Annotated in this window: 16 protein-coding genes and 1 riboswitch; of the genes, 4 read left to right on the top strand and 12 right to left on the bottom strand. The window is 63.5% G+C overall.

All coding sequences use genetic code 11. The features are described from left to right. Positions 1-388 precede the first annotated feature (388 nt). Together QZ329_RS03695 and QZ329_RS03690 are read left to right on the top strand one after the other, a co-directional pair. A complete protein-coding gene (locus QZ329_RS03695; protein WP_295748426.1) occupies positions 389-1,105 on the top strand; it encodes a LytTR family DNA-binding domain-containing protein in 717 nt (238 codons plus the stop codon). Between the two features lie 3 nt (positions 1,106-1,108). Next, positions 1,109-2,431: a sensor histidine kinase gene (locus tag QZ329_RS03690; protein ID WP_295748424.1), complete on the top strand. Its 1,323-nt coding sequence runs from the start codon at positions 1,109-1,111 to the stop codon at positions 2,429-2,431. Between the two features lie 47 nt (positions 2,432-2,478). On the opposite strand, the gene atpC is transcribed toward QZ329_RS03690, so the two are convergent. The 11 genes from atpC to htpG form a co-directional block, all read right to left on the bottom strand. Further along, positions 2,479-2,889 carry an ATP synthase F1 subunit epsilon gene (atpC, locus tag QZ329_RS03685; RefSeq protein WP_295748423.1) on the bottom strand — a complete coding sequence of 137 codons (411 nt, stop codon included), beginning with the start codon at positions 2,887-2,889 and terminating at the stop codon, positions 2,479-2,481. Then, positions 2,889-4,292 carry a F0F1 ATP synthase subunit beta gene (atpD, locus tag QZ329_RS03680; protein WP_295748422.1) on the bottom strand — a complete coding sequence of 468 codons (1,404 nt, stop codon included), beginning with the start codon at positions 4,290-4,292 and terminating at the stop codon, positions 2,889-2,891. Before atpD ends, atpC begins: the two co-directional genes overlap by 1 nt. A gap of 6 nt (positions 4,293-4,298) precedes the next feature. Further along, the gene (atpG, locus tag QZ329_RS03675; protein WP_295748421.1) at positions 4,299-5,195 is read right to left on the bottom strand and encodes an ATP synthase F1 subunit gamma; all 897 of its coding nucleotides are present in this window, start codon (positions 5,193-5,195) and stop codon (positions 4,299-4,301) included. 1 nt (position 5,196) lies between these two features. Next, on the bottom strand, positions 5,197-6,951 hold the full coding sequence (gene atpA / locus QZ329_RS03670; RefSeq protein ID WP_295748420.1) for a F0F1 ATP synthase subunit alpha: 1,755 nt from the start codon (positions 6,949-6,951) through the stop codon (positions 5,197-5,199). Next, the gene (locus QZ329_RS03665) at positions 6,938-7,423 is read right to left on the bottom strand and encodes an ATP synthase F0 subunit B (RefSeq protein WP_295748419.1); all 486 of its coding nucleotides are present in this window, start codon (positions 7,421-7,423) and stop codon (positions 6,938-6,940) included. Before QZ329_RS03665 ends, atpA begins: the two co-directional genes overlap by 14 nt. A 14-nt stretch (positions 7,424-7,437) precedes the next feature. Further along, positions 7,438-7,644 carry an ATP synthase F0 subunit C gene (gene atpE / locus QZ329_RS03660; protein ID WP_295748432.1) on the bottom strand — a complete coding sequence of 69 codons (207 nt, stop codon included), beginning with the start codon at positions 7,642-7,644 and terminating at the stop codon, positions 7,438-7,440. 196 nt (positions 7,645-7,840) lie between these two features. Continuing rightward, positions 7,841-8,662, bottom strand: coding sequence for a F0F1 ATP synthase subunit A (locus QZ329_RS03655; protein WP_295748418.1), 822 nt, complete (start codon positions 8,660-8,662; stop codon positions 7,841-7,843). 251 nt (positions 8,663-8,913) lie between these two features. Next, positions 8,914-9,621, bottom strand: a complete 708-nt coding sequence (locus tag QZ329_RS03650; RefSeq protein ID WP_295748417.1) for a hemolysin III family protein — start codon at positions 9,619-9,621, stop codon at positions 8,914-8,916. 375 nt (positions 9,622-9,996) lie between these two features. Continuing rightward, positions 9,997-11,370 (bottom strand): MATE family efflux transporter, encoded by a 1,374-nt coding sequence (locus tag QZ329_RS03645; protein WP_295748416.1) that lies wholly within the window; start codon positions 11,368-11,370, stop codon positions 9,997-9,999. Beyond that, positions 11,367-11,819: a MarR family winged helix-turn-helix transcriptional regulator gene (locus QZ329_RS03640; RefSeq protein WP_295748414.1), complete on the bottom strand. Its 453-nt coding sequence runs from the start codon at positions 11,817-11,819 to the stop codon at positions 11,367-11,369. The genes QZ329_RS03645 and QZ329_RS03640 overlap by 4 nt, the downstream gene beginning before the upstream one ends. Positions 11,820-11,964: 145 nt before the next feature. Further along, the gene (gene htpG, locus QZ329_RS03635) at positions 11,965-13,848 is read right to left on the bottom strand and encodes a molecular chaperone HtpG (protein ID WP_295748412.1); all 1,884 of its coding nucleotides are present in this window, start codon (positions 13,846-13,848) and stop codon (positions 11,965-11,967) included. A gap of 172 nt (positions 13,849-14,020) precedes the next feature. Between htpG and QZ329_RS03630 the strand changes: the two genes are divergently transcribed. Next, complete coding sequence (locus tag QZ329_RS03630) at positions 14,021-14,452, top strand: hypothetical protein (RefSeq protein WP_295748410.1); 432 nt, start codon at positions 14,021-14,023, stop codon at positions 14,450-14,452. A gap of 39 nt (positions 14,453-14,491) precedes the next feature. Here the strand turns inward: QZ329_RS03630 and QZ329_RS03625 are convergent, their stop codons facing one another. Beyond that, on the bottom strand, positions 14,492-15,253 hold the full coding sequence (locus QZ329_RS03625) for a ZIP family metal transporter (RefSeq protein ID WP_295748408.1): 762 nt from the start codon (positions 15,251-15,253) through the stop codon (positions 14,492-14,494). Positions 15,254-15,382: 129 nt separating this feature from the next. Then, a riboswitch (purine riboswitch) is annotated at positions 15,383-15,480 on the top strand. Between the two features lie 67 nt (positions 15,481-15,547). Between QZ329_RS03625 and QZ329_RS03620 the strand changes: the two genes are divergently transcribed. Further along, positions 15,548-16,822: an amidohydrolase family protein gene (locus QZ329_RS03620; protein ID WP_295748406.1), complete on the top strand. Its 1,275-nt coding sequence runs from the start codon at positions 15,548-15,550 to the stop codon at positions 16,820-16,822. Positions 16,823-16,869 lie beyond the last annotated feature (47 nt).

Here is a 16,869-nt window from a genome sequence, read left to right as displayed (position 1 = left end):
TGGTCGATGAGTATGGAGACGATGGCGGCGAGCTTCAAAAGGTCCGTGTCCAGGTTCGTTTGCAGGCGGGGCCCCTTCTCCGGGATTCTCGCCGGAGTGGTCAGGGCGGCGCGGATGGAATTCCAATTCATAAAGAGCACTTCCTTTTTGGTTTCTGCTTTTGATACGCGTGTCTGGCGGAAGATTCTTTCCTCCCGATTCCACTGCCAGAGTAACGCAAAAAAACGGCCCCCGCAAACGGGGCCGCTTTCTTTGGCGGGTTTGTTGTAAAATTTGGAGCCGCAGGGGAACGCGATGTCATAATTGGCGGTTTTGCCGTCATATTTGGTTTGGCGAAGGGCCGCCGGTGTGGTACAATAGCCTCAGCAAATCGCAAGGAGATGAGACCATGCTGCGAATCGGCATCTGCGACGACAGCGCCGACGCCCGCATCGCCCTTCGGGCCGCGTTGGAGCGGGCCCTGGAGCGGCGGCGGAGCGGGGCGGACACGTCCTTTTTTGAATTCTCCTCCGGGGAGGGCCTCCTCCGCTGGCTGGGCAGCCACGCCGGGGAGCTGGACCTGGTATTTTTGGACATTGAGATGGGGGAGCTGAACGGCATGGAGACCGCCCGCCGCCTCCGGGAGGCGGACGAGGGTCTGCTGCTGGTCTTCGTCACCGGCTATACGGACTATGTGTTCGACGGTTACGCCGTGGGCGCCCTGGGCTACCTCATGAAGCCGCCCCAGCCGGAGCAGCTGGACGGCGTGCTGAACCGGGCCGCGGAGGCCCGCCTTCGGGAGGGGGACAAGGTCTTCCTCTGCCGCAGCGGCGAAACGCTGTACCGAATCCCCAAGAAAACCATCCTCTATTTCGCCTCTGACCGGCGGCAGGTCACCTGCGTCTCCACCGCCCGGACCTATACCTTTTACGGCAAGCTGGACGAGGTGGAGCGGGACGTGGGGGACGGCTTCGTCCGGGTTCACCAGCGCTATCTGATCCGGGCCGGGGCCGTGGACCGGATGGAGGGGGCCCAGGTCTTCGTGGGAGATGCGGCGATTCCCGTCAGCCGGGCCTGCCGCTCCGCCGCCCTGGCCGCTCTGGCCCGGTCGTCCCTGGAGGGCTAGACCATGGCTTCGACTTTTTGGGTCCGTTTGGCGGAATACCTGCTGCTCTGCCTGCAAAATTGGTTTTGGTTCATTCCGGTGCTTGCCTGCGGCTTCTTCCTCTCCCGGCTGGTGCTGGCCTTCCTGCCGGTGAAGCCCCGGCGGGGATGGCGAATCGCGCTGATTTTGTTCCTGGGCAGCGTTTCCGACATGGTGATCTGGCTGGGGGACACCAATCTGCTGCTCACCCTGCTGGCCTTCGTCCCTGTGCTCCTGCTGTCCTCCAAGGGGGACCGGGTGGGGCGGCTGGCGGTGACGGTCATCTTTTTCTGCCTCATCATGCCCGTCAACGCCGCGCTGAACACCTACTACGCCCCCGCCATGGCCCACTTCAAGCTGGACGAACTATTTTACTACAGCAACAAATTCATCCGCCCCGCCATCTGGGGGCTTTTGTATCTGCTGGCCCGAAAGCGCCTGCCGGAGCGGCCGCCCCAGCTTTCTCCCCGGTTCTGGGGCCTGGTGCTTCTGCTTTCCGCCATGCCCTTCAGCTCCCTGCTGGCGGTGGTGCTGCTGCCCATCCTCCAGTCGGACTATATTTACGACAGCTTTCTCCTGCACGGCCTGGTTATGAACCTGGGCGTGGCGGTGCTGCCCTTCGTGTTCCTGACCGCCCTGGCTCTGCTGTACGCCATCCTGGTGCTGGAGACTCACGAGCGGCTGGAGGAGGCGGACAAGCTGGCCTCCCTCCGGGAGAGCTACTACCAGGGTCTCCGGCGGGAGGAGAGCCAGCTCCGTACTCTGCGCCACGACCTCCGGAACCACCTGACGGCCCTCCGGGGCCTGGTGGAGCTGGGGGAAGACGGCAAAGCCCTGCAATACATCGACCAGCTGGCGAATTCCTCCGCCCTCCGGGGCGGGCGGAGGCTGTGCGAAAACGACGTGGCCAACGCCGTCCTCTCCGCCAAGGCGGAGGCCATGGGCCGCTCGGGCCTCACGGCGGACTTCGCCGTGTCCCTGCCCAAGGACCTGTCCCTTTCGGACGTGGACCTCTGCGCGCTGCTTGGCAACGCGGCGGACAACGCCATGGAGGCGGCGGAGCAGGCGGCGGACAAAACCGTCACCCTCCGCTGCCGGGCGGAGAAGGGGCTCTTCATGCTCCGGGTGGAAAACGCCTATGCCGGGGAGCTCTCCCCGGACCTTGCCACCACCAAGCCGGACAAGGCGTCCCACGGCTTCGGCCTGGCGGGAATGCGGGAGATCGCGGAGCGCCTGGGCGGGTCGCTGGAGACCCGAACCAGCGGCGGGCGGTTCCAGCTGGTGGTGTGCCTGCCTCTTCTGCCATGAAAAAGCGCGCCCCCTTCGAAGACAGAACTTCGAAGGGGGCGCTTATCCTATCGAATCTCCCGGCCCTTGACCCGCAGGCGGTTCATAGCCCGGGCCAGGGTGGCCTGGGCCAGCTGGTACTCCTGGCGGCTCCTTTTTTGAAGCATAGCCTCCCGGGCCTGGTCGGCCTCCCGCTGGGCGCGGGCGGCGTCAATCTCCTCCGGGCGCTCCACCGAGTCCACCAGAACCAGCACGTCGTTCTTCTCCACCTTCATCATGCCGGCGGACACCGCCGCCTGCTGAACGGGACCCTCCGGGGCCTGAAAGCGCAGTGTCCCCGGCGTGACAGCGGCAATCATGCTGGCGTGATGGGCCAGAATCCCCTGCTCTCCATCGCTGGTGGGAATGGTCAGCTGGAGGCAGGGCCCCTCGTAAAAGCCCCGATCCGCCGCCAGAATATGCACCTGGAAGGTCTTCATCAGGCCTCACCCGCCTCTATCCGCTTCGCCTTGGCCACCACGTCCCGCCAGGTGCCCACGTTGTAGAAGGCCGCCTCCGGGTACTGGTCCAGTTCGCCGTTCACCAGCTTCTCAAAGCTCTCCAGCGTGTCCCGCAGGGGCACGTAGACCCCAGGGATGCCGGTGAACTTCTCCGCCACGGTGGTGGGCTGGGCGAAGAAGCGCTGGAGCCGCCGGGCCCGGGCCACGGTGGAGCGGTCCTCCTCACTGAGCTCATCCATGCCCAGGATGGCGATGATGTCCTGAAGCTCCATGTACTTCTCCAGAATCTCCTGGGCCTTCCGGGCGACGCGGTAGTGCCGCTCGCCCACTACGTCGGCCTCCAGAATCCGGGAGGAGGAGGCCAGGGGGTCCACCGCCGGGTAAATGCCCTGCTCGGAGATTTTCCGGCTCAGCACCGTCGTCGCGTCCAGATGGGCGAAGGTGGTGGCCGTGGCCGGGTCCGTCAGGTCGTCGGCAGGGACGTAGACCGCCTGGACGGAGGTGACGGAGCCGTTTTTCGTGGAGGCGATCCGCTCCTGGAGCTCCCCCATCTCGTTGGCCAGGGTGGGCTGGTAGCCCACGGCGGAGGGCATCCGGCCCAGGAGGGTGGACACCTCGCTGCCCGCCTGGACGAAGCGGAAGATGTTGTCGATGAACAGCAGCACGTCCTTATGCTCCCTGTCCCGGAAGTGCTCCGCCATGGTCAGGCCCGCCAGGGCCACCCGCATGCGCACGCCCGGCGACTCGTTCATCTGGCCGAAAACCAGGGCGGTCTTGTCCGCCACGCCGCTCTCCCGCATCTCCCGCCAGAGGTCGTTGCCCTCCCGGCTGCGCTCGCCCACGCCGGTGAAGATGGAATAGCCGCCGTGCTCCGTGGCCACGTTGTGGATCAGCTCCTGAATCAGAACGGTCTTTCCCACGCCCGCGCCGCCGAAGAGGCCGATCTTCCCTCCCCGGGGATAGGGCTCCAGCAGGTCGATGACCTTGATGCCGGTCTCCAGAATCTCCACCGCCGGGCTCTGCTCGTCAAAGGCGGGGGGACGGCGGTAAATGCTTCTGGCGGGGGTGCCCTCGGGCACCGGGCCGCCGCCGTCGATGGGCTGGCCCAGGACGTTGAACATCCGTCCCAGGGTGGCCGTGCCCACGGGCACCTGGATGGTCCGGTCCGGCACGTCCACCGCCAGCCCCCGGGCCAAGCCCTCGCTGGGGGAGAGCATGATGCAGCGCACCATGTTCTTCCCGATGTGCTGGGCCACCTCCATTACCCGCAGTCCGCCGTCCTTTTCCACGGTCAATTCCTCCCGCAGCTTGGGGAGGGCGCCGGTCTGAATCTCCACGTCGATTACAGGACCGGATATCTGTACAATGATTCCCCGTTCCAAACTCCCTTACCTTCCCTTCTTCTGGCGCTGGGCCCTGGCCCCGGCGGAGATCTCCGTAATCTCCTGGGTAATGGCCGCCTGCCGGACCCGGTTGTACTGGAGGGACAGCTCGCCCAGCAGCTTTTCCGCGTTCCGGTTGGCGTTGTCCATGGCGGTCATCCGGGCGTTCTGCTCACAGCAGAAGCTGTCGATCAGGGCGCTGTAGATGAAGCCGGACACATAGCTCTGCATCATGTTGTTCAGCACGGTCTTCACGTCGGGATAAAACTCAAACGGCTCCTTCACCGCCCGCTCTCCGGCGGGGGGCGGAGCGAAGTGGGACCTGTGAAAGGGCAGCAGCCGGGCGGACCGGGCCTGAAAGCTCATGGCGCTTTCCATATCAGTGTAGATGACGAAAATCTCCCGCAGCTCCCCCCGGTCAAAGCCCTCCAGCAGCAGCGCGCTGATCTCCCGGGCCCGGGCCATGGTGGGATTCTGGGCTGTGTAGAGGAAGCTGTGCTCAATGGGAATGTTCCGCTGGTCAAAAAAGCGCCTGCCGTACTCCCCCACCACGAAGAGCTTCGTGTCCGGGTGCCGCTCCAGCAGCCGCTGGGCCTCCCGTATGGCGTTTTGGTTATAGGACCCGGCAAGGCCCTTGTCCGCGGTGATGACCAGACAGCCGTAGGTCCCCCCCATGGGGGCGTCGTCGTTGGGGGGGTAGAAATAGTGGCTGTCCACGTCGTATGCCGTGCGGAAAATCCGCTTGATCTCCCCCCGCAGAGCCTCAAAATAGGGGCGGGTGTGGTCCAGCTCCTGCCGGGCCCGCTGGAGCTTGGTGGAGGCGATGAGGTACATGGCGTTGGTGATCTTCCGGGTCTCCCCCACGCTTTCAATGTGGCTTTTGATCTCCTTTGTTCCCGCCATGTCACGCGCCCCGCTTCCTCTGGAAGCTCCCCAGGGCCTTCCGGGCCAGGGAGACGATCTCCGCCCGGTCCTCCTCCGTCAGCTGGCCGGTGAGGTCCACGCGGCTGCAAAGGTCCGGGGCCTCCTCCTCCACCGCGGCCAGCAGATGAGCCCGGAAGGCGTCCATCTCCTCCAGCGGCACGTCCTGCATTCCATGGGCCATGGCCGCCACCAGGACGATCACCTGCTGGTGCTGGGAGAGGGGCGCGTACCGGGACTGGCGCAGAAGGCGCATCAGGCCCTGGCCGTAGGTAAGCTGGCGCTTGGTGGCGTCGTCCAGGTCGCTGGAGAACTGGGTGAAGACCTCCATCTCCCGGTATTGGGCCAGATCCAGCCGCAGCGTCCCCACGGCCTTTTTCATGGCCTTGGTCTGGGCGTCGCCTCCCACCCGGGAGACGGAGAGGCCCACATTCACCGCAGGCCGCTGCCCGGCGAAGAACAGATCGCTCTCCAGGAAAATCTGCCCGTCGGTGATGGAGATGATGTTGGTGGGAATGTAGGCGGACACGTCGCCCGCCTGGGTCTCCACAATGGGCAGGGCGGTCATGCTGCCGCCCCCCAGCTCGTCGGAGAGATGGGCCGCCCGCTCCAAAAGCCGGGAGTGGAGGTAGAACACGTCTCCGGGAAAGGCCTCCCGCCCGGGGGACCGCTCCAGGAGCAGGCTCAGCGTCCGGTAGGCGATGGCGTGCTTGCTCAGATCGTCATAGACGATGAGAACGTCCTGTCCCCGGCGCATAAAATACTCCCCCAGGGCGCAGCCCGCGTAGGGGGCGATATACTGGAGGGCCGCCGAGGCGCTGGCCGGGGCGCTGACCACGGCGGTGTACTCCATGGCCCCCCGCTGGGTGAGGTTCTCCACAATCTGGGCGACGGAGCTGGCCTTCTGGCCGATGGCCACGTAGACGCACACCACGTCCTTGCCCTTCTGGTTCAGGATGGTGTCCAGGGCGATGGCGGTCTTGCCGGTCTGCCGGTCGCCGATGATCAGCTCCCGCTGTCCCCGGCCGATGGGGAACATGGAATCGATGGTCAAAAGTCCCGTCTCCATGGGGGTGTTCACAGGCTGGCGGTCCAGAATACCGGGGGCCGGGGCCTCAATGGGGCGGTGGCTCTCCGCTGTAATGCTGCCCTTCCCGTCCACCGGGGTCCCCAGGGCGTCCACCACCCGGCCCAGAAACGCCTCTCCCACCGGCATGCCGGCGGTCTTCAGCGTCCGGCGGACCATGCCGCCGGCGGAGACCTCCTCGCTGCCGCTGAAGAGGATACAGCTCAAGCCGTCCCGCCGCAGGTCCTGCACCATGCCCTTGACGCCGGAGCCGAACAGCAGAATCTCGCCGTACTGGGCGTGATCCAGGCCCTTGACGGTGGCGATCTCGCCATCCACCGTCACCACCTCGCCGATCTCCTCCGGGACCACGGCTACGGTCCAGTCCTCCACCGCCTGGCGCATCAGGGGCAGGATGTCCCCCGCCCCGGCGTCCAGGCCGCGCAGATAATCCCGGAACTGCCGGACCCGGCCCCGCATAGTCCAGTCGTACATGTCGGCTCCCACCTGAAGGCGGAAGCCCTGCTTCAGTGCCTCGTCCCGCTCCCAGTGGAGGGGAATTTTCCGTTTATACTTCTCCTCAATAAACCGCTCAAAGCGCCGGGTCTGTTCCTCCGTGGGCCGGACGGCGCTGCGGAGTTCCGCCTTCAGGCTGCCTCTAGCGCTCCTCATGGACTTGTCCTCCCTCCGCCAGGTCCAGGAACTGGTCAAAGAGGTCCGTGTCGGCCTTCACCGTCAGCTTTTTCACTGCCGCCGCCGCCAGTTCCCGCAGCTCTCTCTGAGAGTCCTGAATGACCCGCTCGCGGCTGCTGGCCGCCTCCTCCTTGGCCTTGGCGACGATCTGCCGGGCCTGGGCCATCTGCTCTTCCACGGACTGCTGCACCGCCGCCTGGGCCTTGGCCCGGGACTGGCGGATTTCCTCCTCCGCCCCGTCCAGCTTGGACTGATAGGCGCTCTTCAGTTCCTCCGCCTCCCGAAGCTTTTTCGCCGCCTCCTCATCCAGGCTCCGGTAGTACGCCTCCCGCTTGGCCATGAACTGCTTCACCGGCTGATAGAGGAGGAAATACAGCCCGCCGGTAAGAATGACCAGGTTCATCCAGTGCAGCAGAATCTGCTGCCAATCGATATTCAAGGGGATATTCACGCCGCTCACCTGCCTTACAACACGAAGATGATGAGAATGACCACCAGCAGGGCGTAGATGATCGCCGTCTCAATAAAAACCAGGCCCAGCATCAGCGTGGTGCGGATTTTTCCCTCCGCCTCGGGCTGGCGGCCCACGCTCTCCGCCGCCTTGCCAGTGGCGATGCCCATGCCCAGGGCGCCGCCCAGGGCGGCCAGGCCGATGGCCACGGCAGAGGCCATGGTCTTACCGCCGGAGGCGTCCTCCTGCGTCTCCGTCTGCGCGGCGGGCTCCCCCGTCTCCTCCCCCGCCGCCAGGGCGGGCACGGCCAGCGCCGCCGCCAGCAGCAGCACCAGGCCCAGAATCCACAGCTTTTTCATCCACTTGTTCATGACAGAAAACCTCCCAATTATGTTCAGAATGATCGTTGCCGCCGGTTCAGGCCGCCCGCCGCTTTCCCTCTTTCGCAGGCGCGGGCTCGGACACCTCGCCATAGAAAAGGGCCGTCAGCATGGTGAGCACATAGGTCTGAATCAGCGCGTGGAGCAGCGTGAACAGCACGCCCACCACCACCGGAAGCACAAAGCTCAGATTGACATAATAGTATACCAGTTCCGTCACCAGCAGGCCGCTGAGCAGCGCGCCGAAGAGACGGAAGCTCATGGAAATCGGAAGGGAGAACTCCTTCAGCGTTCTCCCCACGCCCTTCACGCCGTTTCCGGCCACGCCGCCGGAGAGAATCACCAGATAGGAAAGCGTTCCCAGGGCAATGGCGGCGTTGACGTCGGACAGGGGGGCGGGCAGGGTGATAGGGTGGCCGTGAACCGTCACGGCCTGGAGGCCCAGCAGCTCGAACAGCGTCCCCGTAAAGACAAACGCGCCGGCGGCGAAGATATAGGCCCCCAAAAACGCGGAGCGGTGGGGGCTGCTGCTTTTCGCCATGCCGTCAAACAGGCCCACCGCCTCCTCCAGCACCAGCTGGAGCTTTCCCGGCGCGTAGCGGAACCGGGGGATCGCGAAAATCCGGATACAGGCGGCGGCAAGGAGCAGAAGCAGCGTCACCGTGAACGCGGAAACCAGCCCCGGGTTCACCTCCTTGATTCCAAAGAGGCTGATTCGGTTCACCTCGTGGAGCACAGCGTCCCGCATAGCCTCCTTCACGGTCTCCGTCCGGCCCGGAGAGCCCGCGAGCAAAGCGCCGGCCAGCAGCAGGAAAACTGCCGTCAGCCAAAGCGCCAGGCCCTTTTTGTGTTGTTTCATCAGGCATCCCTTCTCTCACTCATTTGCCCCGGTCCATGCCGGTGAACGGGGCAGCGGAATTGGCGCGGTTTGGTATGGTTTGATTATAGTAACTCTTGGAAAAAAGTCAAGGCTCAGAAGAGAAAAATTACCCGCCCGGCCGCTTCTCCGCTTTAAATTTTAACGGTCCCTTGATGCAAAAGCAGCCCAAAAACGCCCGGACTCCGCCCCGCAGGGGGAATCCGGACGTTTATTTTTCCGTGTCTGGACACTCAGGCGTAAATCTGTGTATAAATGCCCACCCAATGCAGCGCCGCTCCCGCCAGGACGAAGACGTGCCAGACGCAGTGGTCGTACTTTCGCTTCCCCGCGAAGGGAATCATCCCCAGGGTATAGGCCAGTCCCCCCGCGAAGATGAACCAGAGCAGCGTCCGGCTCTGAAGGTACATCCGGGGCAGGAAGACCAGCCCGCTCCAGCCGATGAGGAAGTACAGCGTAAAGTGCAGGGCCCGCCAGCGGCCGGGGCCGAAGGCCATCACCAGCGTCACGCCGGTGAGAATTACCGCCCACTGGGCGCAGAACAGCACCGTCCCCGCCGTTCCCCCCAGGTACACCAGCAGGATGGGGGCGAAGGTGCCGCCGATCAGCAGGTAGATGGACGTGTAGTCAAACCGGCGGAGGACCCGCTTGGCCCTGGAGCCCGTGGGCATGGCGTGGTATACGCAGCTCATCAGCATCATCACCACCATGCTGATTCCATAGACGCAGGAGGCCAGCCGCTCCGCCGCCGCCCCGGAGCGGGCCAGCAGCAGCGTCAGCGCCGCCGCCGCCCCCAGAGCCCCCAGACCGTGGCTGGCGGCGTTGAAAACCTCCGCCCCCACCGTCAGGCGGGGCGGCTCGTTCCGGGCCTGAACCTTCGCCCTGCGTACCGCCCGCAGACGGGCGCGCTGCATCTGCTGTTTCGTCAAAACTGCCTCCATGGTATTCCTCCCCAGCTTCCGCTGTGCGTGTTTCCGTATGTTACATTTCGACATGATACATGGATGGAAGCCGCTCTTTCCGACGCCGCAAACCGCGGCGGGCAAAGGCAACCGCCGCTGTCGGCCTCCCAGTTAATGGTATCAATATTGTATAATCTAGTTTTTAATATTATATTACACGATTCATTCCCATATTGCAAGTAGTTTTTGCAAAAAAATTGGACCTATCCAACCGCCCTGGATTTTAACACAGGTTCACGGAGAAAACCTTGGGCAAACCGACGAAATTTCCCAGATTTTTCCGTCCCACGAATAACAAAACCTGGGAGCCGGACCAGAAACGGCCCGGTTCCCAGGTTCTCCGCCCGGAGGCGTTCACTCCCGCTCCAGCTCCGCCATGCTCCGGCTAAACTGGACGGCGAACATGGAGGCGGTGGCGGTCACTGCCAGAAAATCCGCCACCGGCTCCGCCAGGAAGACGGCAAAGGCTTTGTCGGCGAAGAAGTTCGGCAGAATATAGATGAGGGGAATCAGCAGAATGATCTTCCGGAGCACGGCCAAAAACAGGGAGGTCTTGGCGTTTCCCAGGGCCACAAAGGTCTGCTGGCAGGAAATCTGGATGCCGAACAGGCAGGTGGTTCCCATGTAAATCCGCAGGGCCCAGGCGGCGTAGTCCACCAGCTCCGGGTTGTTGTTGAAAATCCGCACGAAGACTTGGGGAAACAGCTGGACCACCGCCCAGAGGACCGCCGAGTAGATCACACAGGATTTCAGCAGGCAGCGGAAGGCGTCCTTCACCCGCTGGGCGTTCCGCGCCCCGAAGTTATAGCTGACAATCGGCTGGGCTCCCTGGCTCAGGCCCTGAAGGGGCATCATGGCAAACTGCATCATGCTGGTCAGCACCGTCATGGCCCCCACCGCCAGGTCCCCGCCGTATTTCAGCAGGGAAGAATTGAAGCACACGGCGATCAGGCTCTCCGTGGACTGCATGATGAAGGGCGAGAGACCCAGGGCCAAACTGGGCAGGAACACCTTGGGCTGAAGCCGCAGAGTCTCCCTCCTCAGCCGCCACTTCGTCTGGGGGCTGGTGAGAAACCGGAGGACCCACGCGGCGGAAACCGCCTGGGAGAGGATGGTCGCCAGCGCCGCCCCCCGGACCCCCATGCCGAGCCCGAAGATGAAAATGGGGTCCAGCAGCGTATTCAGCCCCGCGCCGATGAGGACGGTCTTCATGCTGACGGTGGTGAAGCCCTGGGCGGTAATGTAGGCGTTCATGCCCAGGGTCACCTGAACAAAGAGCGTGCCCAGGGAGTAGATGTTCATATAGTCCAGGGCGTAGCCGATGGTATTCTCACTGGCGCCGAAGGTCAGCAGCAAGGGCTCCGCAAAGACCCGGAACACCACCGTCAGCACGGCGGAGGCAAGGATCAGCAGGGAGAAGCTGTTGCCCATGATCTGCCGGGCCCCCTCCAGGTCCCCCCGTCCCTCCTGGATGGAGGCCCGGGGCGCGCCGCCCATGCCCACCAGCGCCGCGAAGGCGGAGATCAACATAATGATGGGCAGGCAGACTCCCACGCCGGTGAGGGCCAGGGCCCCCACGGTGTCCACGGGCTTCATATGGCCGATGTAAACCCGGTCCACCAGGTTGTAGAGCATGTTGACAATCTGGGACGTGATGGTGGGCAGCGCCAGGGAGAACAGCAGCCGGCTCACCTTCCCGCTGCCCAGGTCGACACTGTGTTGATTCATGGCAAACGCTCCTTTCCCGCGCTCAATTCCTCCGTCTCCCGGAGCACCCTCTCCAGCAGGTTCAGGAAGACGGTCCGCTCCTCCTCCGTCAGCCCCGCCAGCATCCGCCGCCCGCAGGCGGCCTGCACAGCCTGGGCCTCTCGGGCCAGAGGAGCGCCCTCGCCGGTAATCTCCAAATGAATGATCCGCCGGTCCTCCCCGTCGGCCCGCCGGGCCAGAAGCCCCCGGGCCGTCAGCACCTCCACCGACTGGGAAACCTGGGACTTCGCAATTCCCCGAAGCTCCGTCACGTCCCGGGCGGTGTCCTGGCCGGGGTGGTTGGCCAGAAAGAGGAGGACGTGAATCTCCCGCACGGAAAGACCCGTCCGCTCCAGCAGGGGAAGAAACTGGCGGTCATAGTACTTTGAAAATCTCCGGGGCAGGCGGGTGAGCTGGGCGATGGTAATCATAGTCCGGCCTCCTTCGTTCTTTTCAAAACCGTTCTTTTTGGAACCATCGGAGTATAACACACCGCCGCCTTTCTGTCAAGGGGCGCGGGACAGGGGACGCCGCCGCTCAAAAATGTGCCCCGGCCTTCGCCGGGGCACGCAGCGCTCATTTCATCAGTCCGCACACCAGATCCGTGTATCCGGAGGGGTCGTCCAGGGGCAGGCCCGCAATCAGAAGGGCCTGGCTGTACAGCAAGTTGGCGTAAGTTTTCGCCTTCTCCGGGTCCGCCTCCACGGCGGCCTCCAGGGCCCGGAAGGCGGAATGCTCCACGTTCAGCTCCAGAATCCGCTCCGCTTTGATGGACGCGTCCGGCTGGACGGCCTGGAAGTACTTCTCCATCTCAAAGCTCAGTCCCTCCCCGGCGGTGAGGCAGACGGGGTGGGATTTCAGCCGGGCGCTGGCCTTGACCTCCTTGACGGCGTCCCCCAGGGTCTCCTTCACGAAGTCGAAGACGGCCTTGTGGGCCTCGGCCTCCTCCTCGGCCTTTTTGGACTCGCCCTCCTCGATCTCCTGGTCCAGGACGGAGCGGAACTCCTTGTCCTTGTAGCTCCGCAGCGTCTGGGCGCAGAACTCGTCCACCTCCTCGGTGAAGTAGAGGATTTCCGTCCCCGCGTCCCGCAGCCCCTCGGTCTGGGGGAGCTTGTCGATCTTGTCCGCGGTCTCTCCGGCGGCGTAGTAAATATACTTCTGCTCCTCCTTCATCCGGGAGACGTACTCGTCCAGGGTGACGGGCTTTTTCTCCGTGGAGGAGTAGAACAGCAGCAGGTCCTGAAGCAGGTCCTTGTGGCGGCCGTACTCGTTCACCACGCCGTACTTCAGCTGGCGGCCGAAGTTCTTCCAGAAGGTCTGATAACCCTCCCGGTCCTCCGCCAGGAATTTTGTGAGGTCCGCCTTGATCTTCTTCTCCAGATTGGAGGCAATGACCTTCAGCTGCCGGTCATGCTGCAAAAGCTCCCGGGAGATGTTCAGGCTCAGGTCCGGGGAGTCCGCCACGCCCCGGACGAAGCGGAAGTGCTCCGGCAGGAGGTCGGCGCATTTGTCCATGATGAGCACGCCGTTGGAGTAGAGCTGGAGGCCCTTCTCAAACTCCTTGGTGTAATAGTCGAAGGGCGTGGCCCCGGGGACGAAGAGCAGGGCCTTGTAAGTGACGCTGCCCTCCACGGAGACGGGGATGCAGCGCTGGGGGTCGGCGTAGTCGTGGAACTTGTCCCGGTAGAACTTGTGGTACTCCTCCTCCGTCACCTCGGACTTGGCCCGCTGCCAGATGGGGACCATGGAGTTCAGCGTCTCCACCTCGGTATAGGTCTCATACTCCGGCTTGTCCTCCGGGGAGTCCTCCTTCTTCCGGGTCTTGGAGACCTCCATGCGGATGGGGAAGCGGATATAGTCGGAGTACTTCCGCACCAGCTCCTGGAGCTTCCAGCTCTCCAGGAACTCGCCGTACTTCTCGTCATCGGTGTCGGCCTTGATGTGCATGATGATGTCGGTGCCCACGGTCTCCTTTTCGCACGCGGTAATCGTGTACCCGTCGGCCCCGGAGGACTGCCACATAAAGGCGCTCTCCGCCCCGTACTTCCGGGTCACCACCGTGATATGGTCGGAGACCATAAAGGCGGAGTAAAAGCCCACGCCGAACTGGCCGATGACGTCGGTGTCTCCGGCGTCGTCTCCCAGCTCCTGTTTGAACTTATAGGAACCGGAGGAGGCGATGACGCCCAGGTTGTTCTCCAAGTCCTCCTTATCCATGCCAATGCCGTTGTCGGAGACCGTCAGCAGCCGCTGCTCCCGGTCTGCGGAGACTTCGATTTTAAAATCTCCCCGGTCCATGCCCACGCCGCCGTCCGTCAGCGCCTGGTAGCAGAGCTTGTCACAGGCGTCGCTGGCGTTGGAGATTATCTCCCGCAGGAAAATCTCCTTGTGGGTGTAAATGGAGTTGATCATCAGGTCCAGCAGCCGCTTGGACTCCGCCTTGAACTGCCTTTTTGCCATAATCTGTATGCACTTCCTTTTCTTTATTTTATAACAACTTTAAAATATAGCACAGCCTCTATGGAAAATAAATGACCATTTTGTAAATTTCCGCCCAAACCAGTTGTTTGTCCGCCCGGTTGCGAGTAGAATAGAGAAAAACAATACCGGACCGGCAAAGGAGTTCAGACACATGGGCTTTTTTCAGAGAATCGGCGGCGCGATGGCCCGCTTCATGTACGGACGCAACGGATGGGACCAGCTGAATCAGGCGCTCTTCCGGGGGTATCTCGTCTTGTGGGCGGCGGAGCTCGTGCTCTTCTTCCTGAAGCGGGGGATGGCCGTCCGGGTTCTGGAGAGCGTGCTGTTCTTTTTGATGATCGTGATTTTGTTCCGCTCGTTTTCCAAAAACCTCTCCCGCCGGCGGACGGAAAACCAGAAGTGGGTGAACTGGTACTGCGGCCTGAAGAACCGCAGCGCCGGGGCCCGGGCCCGCCACGCCGACAAGGAGCACAAGTATTTTACCTGCAAAGACTGCAAAACCATCTGCCGCGTCCCGGTGGGCAAGGGGAAGATCGTCATCACCTGCCCAAAATGCGGCGCGCAGATTCAGGCAAGGACGTGATTCGAGGCGGCGGAGCTTTGCTCCGCCGCCTTTTCCCGCCTAGCCCAGAGCCACGTCCAGCACCATCATAATCAGGAACCCGCCGACAAAGCCGCAGGTCCCCGCCCGGCTGTGGGCCTGGGGCACCAGCTCCTCCACCACCACATACAGCATCGCTCCGGCGGCGAAGCTCAAAAGCCAGGGCATCACAGGATGGGCCCAGGCGGCGATCAGCACCACCAGAATGCCGAACACCGGCTCCACCGCCCCGGAGAGCATCCCGCCGGTGAAGGCTTTCAGCCGCCCCCGGCCCTCCTGCCGCAGGGGAAGGGCCACCGCCGCCCCCTCGGGGAAATTCTGAATGCCGATGCCCAGGGCCAGCGCCATGGCTCCCGCCGCCCCCTCGCCGCTGGCCGCCAGGGCGAAGGCCAGGCCCACCGCCATGCCCTCCGGCACGTTATGTAGGGTGATGGCCGTCATCAGCAGCGTGTTCTGCCTCCAGGCGGCGTTGGTCTCTCTCTCCCGCCGCAGGCAGGGCAGCAGCGCGTCCAGCGCCGCCAGGAACACCACGCCCAGCAGCATCCCCGCGGCGGCGGGCAGCCAGCCGGGAACGCGGCCCTCCTCCGCCGCCTGGTCGATGGCGGGAAGCAGCAGGCTCCACACGGAAGCCGCCGTCATGACCCCGGCGGCAAAGCCCAGCATCGCCTTTTGAAACCGGGGCTTCGGCTCCCCGGAGAGGAAAAATACCATGGCGGCCCCCAGGGTGGTCATCAGGAAGGTGAAACCCGTGCCCAGGGCGGCCCAGCCAATAGACCGCAGCATATACATCAACGCCTTATTTTTGATTCAGGCAGTCCGGAGACCCGGTCCGCCCGTATGCCAGTATAAGCCGGGAGGACAGAAGTGGTGCTTGATTTTTCCTACAGGCCGTGGTATAGTGTAGCTGACTCGATACAAGCGTTGAAAGGACCTCATATAAGTCCGCTGAAGTGCGCGGGCGTTTCTACGAAGCCGCCGAAGGCTTCTCTATGGGTGTCTGTACGGAGCAGGGATTTCCCTGGCCGCACAGGCGTCCTTTTTCTTTTGTATCGGCAGATTTGAAAAGGGGTTGTTTCTATGGCAGTCACCATCTTGAAAGGCAGCGTTGTCTCCGCCCCGGCCCTGGGGCGGCTGGAGATTACGGAGGGCGGCTATCTGGTCGCTGAGGAGGGAAAAATCGCCGGCGTCTTTCCCGTTCTGCCGGAGCGGTACGCCGGGGCGGCGGTGGAGGATTACGGGGACGCGCTGATCGTGCAGTCCTTCGCGGACCTCCACCTCCACGCCCCCCAGTACCCGATGCTGGGCATGGGCATGGACCTGCCCCTCCTGGACTGGCTGAACGCCTACACCTTCCCCACTGAGGCCCGCTTCGCCGACCCGGACTACGCCCGGGAGGTTTACCGCAGGCTGGCCCGGGAGCTTATGGAGCACGGCACCACCCGGGTCTGCATGTTCTCCTCTCTCCACCGGGAGGCGACGCTGATTTTGATGGAGGAGCTGGAGAGGGCCGGCGTCACAGGATACGTGGGCAAGGTGAACATGGACCGCAACGGCATTCCCGCCCTCCAGGAGGAGACGGAGGATTCCAAGCGGGAAACCCTCCGCTGGCTGGAGGAGTGCCGGGATTTCCGGTACGTGAAGCCCATCCTCACCCCCCGCTTCACCCCCTCCTGCACGGACGGTCTCATGGACTTTCTGGGAAAGCTGGCGGCGGAACGGGGCCTGCCCGTCCAATCCCACCTGTCGGAGAACCGCGGGGAAATACAGTGGGTAAAGGAACTACATCCTGATTGCGAACAGTATTGGGAAACCTACGCGAAATATGGTCTTTGGAACGACCGGACCCTGATGGCCCACTGCGTCTGGTCCGACGCGCGGGAGCGGCAGGCTATGAAGGACGCCGGCGTCACGGTGGTGCACTGTGCGGATTCCAACCAGAATCTCTGCTCCGGCACGGCCCCCGTCCGAGTGATGCTGAACGAGGGGCTGAAGGTGGCCCTGGGCAGCGACATCGCCGGAGGCGACCATCTCAGCATGTTTGAGGTGGTGGCCGCCTCCATCCGGGCCTCCAAGGCCCGGCGGATTCTGGACGGCTGGGAGACGGACTTCCTCACCGTGGCGGAGGGCTGGTATCTGGGGACCTCCGCCGGGGCGGCGTTTTTCGGGGAGAAGCCGGGCTTTGCCCCGGGAAACAGCCTTCACGCCATGGTACTGGACGACGGGGACCTCCCCCAGCCCCATCCCCTGACCGTTCAGGAGCGTCTGGAGCGCTGCGTCTACCGCCGGCAGAAGGACGCCGTCCAGGCCGTCTGGAGCGAGGGCCGCCTTACTTTTTCTCGAGAGAAAAAGTAAACAAAAAGAGCTTTCGCGCCCTTCAAAGACCCGGTGTTGCACCGGGC

This window comes from uncultured Oscillibacter sp. (genome assembly GCF_910579365.1).
Taxonomy (GTDB): Bacteria; Bacillota; Clostridia; order Oscillospirales; family Oscillospiraceae; genus Oscillibacter.
This window is presented reverse-complemented; position numbering and strand designations above follow the sequence as displayed.

Excerpts from the sequence above, each read along its gene's own strand:
- QZ329_RS03695 (WP_295748426.1), top strand. The coding sequence starts at position 389 with ATGCTGCGAATCGGCATCTGCGACGACAGCGCCGACGCCCGCATCGCC.
- QZ329_RS03690 (WP_295748424.1), top strand. The coding sequence starts at position 1,109 with ATGGCTTCGACTTTTTGGGTCCGTTTGGCGGAATACCTGCTGCTCTGC.
- atpC (WP_295748423.1), bottom strand. The coding sequence starts at position 2,889 with ATGAAGACCTTCCAGGTGCATATTCTGGCGGCGGATCGGGGCTTTTAC.
- atpG (WP_295748421.1), bottom strand. The coding sequence starts at position 5,195 with ATGGCGGGAACAAAGGAGATCAAAAGCCACATTGAAAGCGTGGGGGAG.
- atpA (WP_295748420.1), bottom strand. The coding sequence starts at position 6,951 with ATGAGGAGCGCTAGAGGCAGCCTGAAGGCGGAACTCCGCAGCGCCGTC.
- atpE (WP_295748432.1), bottom strand. The coding sequence starts at position 7,644 with ATGGCCTCTGCCGTGGCCATCGGCCTGGCCGCCCTGGGCGGCGCCCTG.
- QZ329_RS03655 (WP_295748418.1), bottom strand. The coding sequence starts at position 8,662 with ATGAAACAACACAAAAAGGGCCTGGCGCTTTGGCTGACGGCAGTTTTC.
- QZ329_RS03650 (WP_295748417.1), bottom strand. The coding sequence starts at position 9,621 with ATGGAGGCAGTTTTGACGAAACAGCAGATGCAGCGCGCCCGTCTGCGG.
- QZ329_RS03645 (WP_295748416.1), bottom strand. The coding sequence starts at position 11,370 with ATGAATCAACACAGTGTCGACCTGGGCAGCGGGAAGGTGAGCCGGCTG.
- QZ329_RS03640 (WP_295748414.1), bottom strand. The coding sequence starts at position 11,819 with ATGATTACCATCGCCCAGCTCACCCGCCTGCCCCGGAGATTTTCAAAG.
- htpG (WP_295748412.1), bottom strand. The coding sequence starts at position 13,848 with ATGGCAAAAAGGCAGTTCAAGGCGGAGTCCAAGCGGCTGCTGGACCTG.
- QZ329_RS03630 (WP_295748410.1), top strand. The coding sequence starts at position 14,021 with ATGGGCTTTTTTCAGAGAATCGGCGGCGCGATGGCCCGCTTCATGTAC.
- QZ329_RS03625 (WP_295748408.1), bottom strand. The coding sequence starts at position 15,253 with ATGCTGCGGTCTATTGGCTGGGCCGCCCTGGGCACGGGTTTCACCTTC.
- QZ329_RS03620 (WP_295748406.1), top strand. The coding sequence starts at position 15,548 with ATGGCAGTCACCATCTTGAAAGGCAGCGTTGTCTCCGCCCCGGCCCTG.